The sequence below is a fragment of the Thermogutta sp. genome (genome assembly GCF_014359955.1).
GTDB lineage: Bacteria > Planctomycetota > Planctomycetia > Pirellulales > Thermoguttaceae > Thermogutta.
In genome coordinates this window covers 1-6,330 of sequence record NZ_JACIYL010000201.1, presented here as the reverse complement: position 1 = coordinate 6,330, position 6,330 = coordinate 1, and the positions used below count along the sequence as shown (strand labels likewise).

The window sequence follows — 6,330 nt, the reverse complement described above, 5'->3', positions numbered from 1 at the left end:
ATCACAATGGGGGGTGCAGGATTCGAACCTGCGAAGGCGTAAGCCATCAGATTTACAGTCTGACCCCTTTGACCACTCGGGAAACCCCCCAAACGTCTCGGTCGTAAGCGGGCCGAGCGAGCGTCCATCGCGAACCGGCCGCCCTTCGCCCGCAAAGCTAACGGTGGGACTCGAACCCACAACCTGCTGATTACAAGTCAGCCGCTCTGCCAATTGAGCTACGCTAGCGTTCGGCGAAGGGAAATGTAAACGATAAATATACCGCCCCGTGAAGGCAATGCAAGGTGTCCCCCGGCAAGTTGATGGGGAATCGTCCACTCGCTATTATACGACCTGCCTCGACCCGCAGTAACAGCGCTTTACCGCCCCAATCAATTGCTGCGCACCAAAATAACATTGATCATCGCCGATCAGCGATTTTTGTGCACTGTGGATGCCAGTCCGGAAACTCGGCGGGTAAAATTTCTCATACGGCGTGAATGACTGCCACCTCACCTGGCCGAGCCGTTCGATAATCCACGGAACAAAACGGGACGTTGTTTTCCCCTGTCGATCACGAGAGGACCCAGCCCGATGAACATTCTCGCCATCGAGACAACCGCTGTGCCCGGCAGCGTGGCCGTCGCCGCTGACGGGACCCTCTTGGCCGAACTTCGCCTTCCCGAGTCTCCCCGTGCGGCGGCGAGTCTGGCTCCCACTCTTCGCGATCTTCTGCAAAAGGTGGATTGGCACCCCAAGGACGTCAACTTGGTCGGTGTCACCGTTGGTCCGGGCCAATTCACGAGCGTGCGGATTGGGGTGGTTTCGGCCAAGACGTTTGCTTACGCAGTCGGCGCTGAGATTCTCGGCCTCAACACCTTCGACGTCGTCGCCTACCAAACGCCGAAACTGGCCGACTACCTCGCTGTGATCGGTGACGCCCAGCGAGGCCAGATTGTCGGTCGGGCCTACGTGTGGACCAACGATCGCGGCTGGGCGTTCTTCGAAGACTCGGGGGTTGTCCAGCTCCAGGAATGGCTCGAAACATTGGGCCGGAAAGGCTCCGTCGCCGTAACCGGGACTGGGCTGCATCGATTTGCCCAGACCGTCGGCCCCGCGGTCACGGTAGCCCCCCGGGAACTGTGGGATCCTACGGCTACCACTGTCGCCCAATTGGCTTATCAACGGTATCAAGCCGGAGAGCGCGGCGACGTCTGGACACTCAAGCCCATCTACTATCGGCCGAGTTACGCTGAGGAAAAGCGAGCTTCGGCCACATCGGGGCATCGGTGACACAGTATGTCGTCCCAAGCGGCACTTGAGCGGTTTATGGCGCGGCAATCAACGATCTGTCCGCAGTTGTGTGAAGGCTGCCTCCGCTGCTTCCAGTGTCTGGGCTATTTCCCTTTCAGAGTGGACCGTTGACAGGAACCACGCCTCATACTGGCTGCATGGGAGGTAAACTCCTCGTTCCAGCATCGCCCAAAAGAACCGGGCGAATTGTTTCACATCGCACTGTGAGGCGGTGTCCCAGTCGCGAACCGGCTGCGGATTGAAGAATAGGGTAAGCATCGATCCACAGCGTTGTACCTGAACGGGAATGCCAGCCCTGGCCGCCAGGGACAAGAGGCCGTCTGCCAGTTGCTGGGAACGCTTTTCCAAATCCGGATATGGATTTTCCCGTTCCAGAACCTGGAGTGTGGCGAGGCCCGCCGCCATCGCTAATGGATTGCCGCTCAGCGTCCCCGCCTGAAACACTTTGCCGACGGGCAGGATGTGATCCATAATCTCGGCCCGCCCGCCGTACGCTCCCACCGGCAGCCCCCCGCCGACGATTTTTCCCAACGTGGTCAAATCCGGGAAAACACCCAAAAGGCTCTGCGCGCCACCCAGTGCGACGCGGAATCCGGTCATGACTTCGTCAAAGATGAGGAGCGATCCATACGCTTGGGTCAATTCCCGCAATTTTCGCAGAAAAGGAGGGTCGGCGGGCACACATCCCATGTTGCCTGCTACGGGCTCCACAATCACCGCCGCTATCTCGTGGCCGTGCTGGTCAAACGCGTCTTCGAGTTGCGCCACGTCGTTGTACCGCAGGACGAGGGTGTCTTGGGCAGCTCCGTGCGTCACCCCCGGCGATGTGGGCACACCCAGCGTGGCAGCGGAACTTCCAGCCGCCACAAGCAGGCAATCGACATGGCCGTGGTAATTTCCAGCAAATTTGACGACCTTGTCCCGCCCGGTGTAAGCCCGCGCGAGCCGGATCGCGCTCATCGTGGCCTCGGTACCGGAGTTCACAAAGCGGACCTTGTCTACCGAGGGTACGAGTCGGCAGACGGTCTCGGCCAACTGGGTTTCCAATTCGGTGGGCGCTCCGAAACTCGTTCCGCGTCGGATCGTCTGCTCCAGCGCAGCGACGACGGCCGGATGGGCGTGTCCGAGAATCATCGGCCCCCAGGAGAGCACGTAGTCGATGTAGGAATTCCCGTCCACATCGAAGAGACGGCAGCCTTCTCCCCGGTCAATCACGATAGGGTGGCCTCCTACCGCGCCGAATGCTCTCGCAGGACTGTTGACCCCACCCGGGATGACTCGTTTCGCTCGCTCGAAAGCCTCGCGGCTACGTTCCCATCGCATATTCCGCCTCCATCTTTCGCCTTTGCCGCACTGGGCATACTCTCAGCAGCAGGTTAGGTGCGTGATTGGAGAAAACTCATCTTAGCCGAGAAACAGGCAATTTCCCATGACGGCAAGAAAAGAAAACTCCCTGAAAATCATTCAGGGAGTGTCGACCGAGGGAGAGCGGTATTTCCAGTCGTTTGCCTTGGCAAAAACGGACTCCTTGCCATTTTCGTCATCGTCCGCGCCGCCATGGGAATTCGAAAGGTACTGTCGAATCTTATCGAGTTGTTCGCCGCCTCGCGCCGTTGCCCTGACCGATTCTTGTTCGGCAGCGTGAGTTGCGCCAATGACCGACTAGTCCTCGACCTTCGGGGAGGTCGTTTCGTGGCAGTCGTTGCTTGGGAAGCGAAGCAACGGAAGCGCGCTTCGGAACGCCGCTGACCGACACATCTATGCTATCCCGAAGATCACCGTCGATATCTTGTTGCGCACGGGATTGCGCGACAAAAAAATTTGCCCGGGTGATCTTGCAGACGAACCAGAGAAAGCTAAACTCGTTGCATATGGGTTTGCGTCCCAATTTTGACCAAAAGATGGAATGATCTGTGGGGATCTTGCCCAAAACGTTGGTATGTGATAAAAAGAGAGCACGACGGAAAAAGAACTTAAGCCGATGTCGCAAACTCCCTTAATCCTCGGGGAATACGTGCGTGCTCTGGACGAGCGATATCGGCTTTCCATTCCCAACGAACTCATGGATTTACTGGCTCCCGACGCGAAAGAGTGCGTTCTGGTCAAGGAGAGGCGAGGTTGTCTGAGCTTATGGAGCCCACAAAACTGGCGGACGCGTTGGGAAGCGGGAGTAGAACTGATCCGACAAAAAGTCCAGATGGGAAGACTGGACACGCGGCTTTCCGACGTGCAGCGATTCGGGCGGCTTCTTTCCAGCCGGTTCCGCACTGTTCCGGTCGCGCAGCGTGGTCGGATCGTTATCCCGGAGGGTTTTCGAGAGTTTCTTGCCGTTGAAGCCGGCGGCGAGGTCATGGTGGTGGGAGCGGCTGTCTGCGTCGAAATCTGGCATCCCGAACAATGGAGGAAATACCTGGAAAAGGCCATGCCGAGATTCGCCAGGCTGTATGAAAGCCTGGCCCAATAGGTCCCGCGAGGCACTGGCCCCAATGATGCGAGAATGTTCGAGCAGCGTGGGGCGAAAACGGGAGGGAAAAGGAACCAGGAGAATAACGCAAGGACGACAGGGGAAGCTCGGCGAACCGTTGCGATTCCGTACGGCTGCCGACGTGTTCACGGAGGAATGAGCAGTTCAAGGATGGCGGCCAGCTCGGCCGGTGGGTGGAACGGAATCCTAGCCGCGCTCGGTCATTAGGACAGGTGTTGCGCGCCCATGTGTGTCACCCGATACCCCACATGGGTCACGGATTGGTTGCCTAACGGGGAAATAGGAGGCCCCGGCCTGCTCCAACCAATGGCCGAGCGCGGCTTTTTACTTTTCTTATCCTATTCCCCGTCAATCGTCCGGTAAAGCGACGCGAGTCGAGCGAAAATGGCCGCCCACGCAGAACCGGCAAAGTTTCTTTGATTCAACACGCTATTCCGATCAGGGATGGACCTTACCAACCCGTCCGCGTGTCCGCCCGGTGAAATTCACCACGCAATCCACCGGAAAACACGCGCAGGCTTCGGCAACCGGGGCCCGTCATCTTTGTGGAGACCGCCTGCCAAGAGGGTACGCGAGCAACTCGCTGACCAGAGAAAAGCCTCGCGGCGCACCCGGATTCGCGTCCATTCCTGGGCAATTTCAAAAATGACCGGCAGCGATGGTGTCGCCTGAGCGGCCAATCGCCTGAATTTACTGGGGACGGATCGCCTGAGGTTGCTGCCCCAGGTGCGGTGCGCCACCGCCGGGTGAAGTCGACGCCGGTTCTGTCACCTTTGCCCAGGACGGGTCCGGCAAGACAGGCCTGAATGGATCCTCTTTGAAAATGCGCAGCGGATCAAAGGCATTCACCTTGATGTGGTCGAACTGGAACACGGTTCGGGACTGAGTATTGGGCTGGGCGCTGGGGTGGTAAAGTTGAAGGGCATAGATATCCAGGGCAGGTAGCTTCAGAATGAGCTGCGCCCTTTGAAAATTGGCTGCTTCCCGCTGATACCGGGGAAACGCCTCCAGCCAGATCTCATCCTTGACATTTTGCGGAGTGATGATCCTCATGTAGTAACGCCGCTTCAGGGATTCTGCTTCTGCACCGAAGAGAAAAGGCAGGGGCCCCTCGGTAATGGCCTTTCCCTGCAGTTCGGGGGGAAGTGGGGTTTCCACAATCTGTTTGGTCTCAAATCGGTATTCGTACACAGCGCGCCCATCGCACACCCAACGCTCGGGATGGGTCGCCGGTTGCCAGCGGTTTTCCACAACCTCTTCGTCTACCCGAAAGAGCCCTTTATCCGGTGCCGAATAGAGAATTTTGCCGCGCGTAATGCGCTTCGGCTGATTGGGCGGTCCCCACACTGGATCAAATTCCCACCGTGTGAACTCACATTCAAAGGTCTTAATGCGGGAACTTCTCTCTTCCCATGCACGGAGCACCCGATCAAGTTGCTCCTGTTCGTAGGGAGTCAGTGTAAATGGGGGAGGAAGCAGGGCGTTGGCCGATTGAGCGGCGTCAGGTGTGATCGGCTGGTTCGGGTTGGGCACGGCGGGTGGCTGCGCGGTGGACGGCGGGACGTAGACATTGTTACCACGGGGAGAGATGGCGGGCTGCCCGGCACCCCCGGTCGGAACCTGGCCTGATGCGCCGTTTAGACCAGAAAGCGTCAACGTGGCAATCGCAGTCCCGAGACAACACCACCGTAATACGGCACGAAATCGAGGGCCATCCCCTGGCCGGGAAAACACCATGGATCCGCTCCTCCTCAAAGGAAAGGGCCGTCTGCTTCCGGCCCGTTGTGCCTACACTCCACCAGCCGTGCTTAACAACTCCCTGAATGTTACCGGAAACCCCGAATTTTCCCAAGATCACTTCTGTGCGATGGAAACCACAAGCCAAAGAAAAGAAAAACAAACGCAGTGATCCCCCATTTCCAATAGGGACAGCCCGCCTGAAAAACCCGAAACGTCCTAACTCACCGAACCAGTCCCAACTTGCGGAGTTTCTCCAAACATTCATCCCGTTCCCGGCAGCGGGAAAGTCCCTGCCAGGATGGGTGCTGCAATTCCATGAAGTCCTCCTCGGTAGCCGGGATCCGGCCCTGCGATGCCAGATTTCGGATGACTTCGCAGTCCAGGCGGGAGAGAACCACGCTTTGGAAGCGATAATCCAGAAACGCTTCCCAGGTGATGGGGAATAGCCGTGCCACAATTTCGTGCCCAATCACGTGCGCATACTGAGCGATTTCCCACTGGGCGTGCGGATCCATTCGCAGTTCGAGAAAATGCAGAAGATTATGAAGATCGATTTTCCAGTACGCCTCCGTGTACGTGGAAAGTGGCAAATCCTTACGGGCCTGCTCTCGGGCCACCCCCAGCTCAAGTCGATGCTGGTAGACGCGACGCGCGTATTCCTGAAGTTCTCGCTCTTCCTCGCTGAGCTGTCGGCCAATTTCGGGGTCGAGAAATCCCTCACTTCCCTGCCGATTATTCTTTGACTGGCGCCGCCAACCGTCGGGCGGGGTTCGGTGCGCAGCATCGATGGCGATTGAATATCGCGTGCTGTA

At 58.1% G+C, this 6,330-nt stretch carries 5 protein-coding genes and 2 tRNA genes; 2 read left to right on the top strand and 5 right to left on the bottom strand.

Annotated features, from left to right (window positions below; all coding sequences use genetic code 11):
* Nucleotides 1-7 precede the first annotated feature (7 nt).
* Nucleotides 8-90, bottom strand: a tRNA-Tyr gene (locus tag H5U08_RS08115).
* A gap of 65 nt (nt 91-155) precedes the next feature.
* Nucleotides 156-228: transfer RNA gene (locus tag H5U08_RS08110), tRNA-Thr, on the bottom strand.
* Nucleotides 229-573: 345 nt separating this feature from the next.
* On the opposite strand from H5U08_RS08110, the gene tsaB reads away from it, so the two are divergent.
* The gene (tsaB, locus tag H5U08_RS08105) at nt 574-1,272 is read left to right on the top strand and encodes a tRNA (adenosine(37)-N6)-threonylcarbamoyltransferase complex dimerization subunit type 1 TsaB (RefSeq protein WP_297032009.1); all 699 of its coding nucleotides are present in this window, start codon (nt 574-576) and stop codon (nt 1,270-1,272) included.
* Between the two features lie 48 nt (nt 1,273-1,320).
* Here tsaB and hemL read toward each other — a convergent pair whose 3' ends face one another.
* The gene (hemL, locus tag H5U08_RS08100) at nt 1,321-2,616 is read right to left on the bottom strand and encodes a glutamate-1-semialdehyde 2,1-aminomutase (RefSeq protein WP_297032007.1); all 1,296 of its coding nucleotides are present in this window, start codon (nt 2,614-2,616) and stop codon (nt 1,321-1,323) included.
* 658 nt (nt 2,617-3,274) lie between these two features.
* Between hemL and H5U08_RS08095 the strand changes: the two genes are divergently transcribed.
* Nucleotides 3,275-3,757 carry a division/cell wall cluster transcriptional repressor MraZ gene (locus H5U08_RS08095; RefSeq protein WP_297032005.1) on the top strand — a complete coding sequence of 161 codons (483 nt, stop codon included), beginning with the start codon at nt 3,275-3,277 and terminating at the stop codon, nt 3,755-3,757.
* A 711-nt stretch (nt 3,758-4,468) separates the two neighbouring features.
* Here H5U08_RS08095 and H5U08_RS08090 read toward each other — a convergent pair.
* Both H5U08_RS08090 and H5U08_RS08085 read right to left on the bottom strand, forming a co-directional pair.
* Nucleotides 4,469-5,515 (bottom strand): TIGR03009 domain-containing protein, encoded by a 1,047-nt coding sequence (locus tag H5U08_RS08090; protein WP_297032003.1) that lies wholly within the window; start codon nt 5,513-5,515, stop codon nt 4,469-4,471.
* A gap of 224 nt (nt 5,516-5,739) precedes the next feature.
* A partial coding sequence (locus H5U08_RS08085; RefSeq protein ID WP_297032001.1) for an FAD-dependent thymidylate synthase occupies nt 5,740-6,330 on the bottom strand: 591 nt, incomplete at its 5' end.